Annotated in this window: 1 protein-coding gene; it reads left to right on the plus strand. The window is 65.6% G+C overall.

Annotated features, from left to right (window positions below; translation table 11 throughout):
• On the plus strand, positions 1-762 hold a 762-nt coding region (locus EN969_RS33685), incomplete at both ends, for a hypothetical protein (protein WP_206525330.1).

Genomic DNA, 762 nt, shown 5'->3' on the forward strand with positions numbered 1-762 from the left:
GACAAGAACGTCGACGGCGGCCAGGCGACGATTGACCTCGGCGGTACGTCGTTCCAGCTCGATGACGGGCAGGTACTGCTCGCCTTCAAGAGCGACGACGCGGCCGTCGATGTCTCGCAGCTCGGCGTCGATACCAGCGCCGGCGCTTCGGCTGCGTTCCATTTCACCACCGTGCAAAACTCGCCGATCATCGCGGCACCGGCGGGCATCGACACGCTACGGCCGATCCTGCAGAGCAACACCGCCGGCTCGGTGGTCGATCTGGCGACATCAGGCTCGGGCGTCGTCACCGGCGGCCTCCAGAACCTCATCATCCGCAACACAGGCACCGGCACTGGTGTCGCCGTCAACGCGACGTCCGCCTCCAGTTTCTTCCTCCGCAACAACGACATCGCGGCCGGCGGCAGGGCGCTCGATTTCTCCACATCAGCTGCGCCGGCCAACACGCTTCTGCTTTCGATCGACGGCAATACGCTGAAATCGACGGGATCGGCGCTGGCCGCGTCCTTTGCCGGCCAGAACATCAGCGCGACGGACAACTCGGTCGAGATCCAGTCCTTTGCCGACAACACTGTGCTCGGCGGCACTGGCGGCGGCATCGCCTTCAACAATGTCCGCTTCGACTCCAACGGCGCCGGCGGCACTGTCAGCGCCGGAACGATCGGTGTTGGCTCACCAGGCCCAGGGCGCGTCCAGGGCGACGGCCTCAGCTTCACCAACACCAGCGGCACCCTCGATCTCGGCGCGTTCAGCGTCTTCAAC

This window comes from Mesorhizobium sp. M7A.F.Ca.CA.003.01.2.1, from assembly GCF_003998945.1.
Classification (GTDB): Bacteria; Pseudomonadota; Alphaproteobacteria; order Rhizobiales; family Rhizobiaceae; genus Mesorhizobium; species Mesorhizobium ciceri.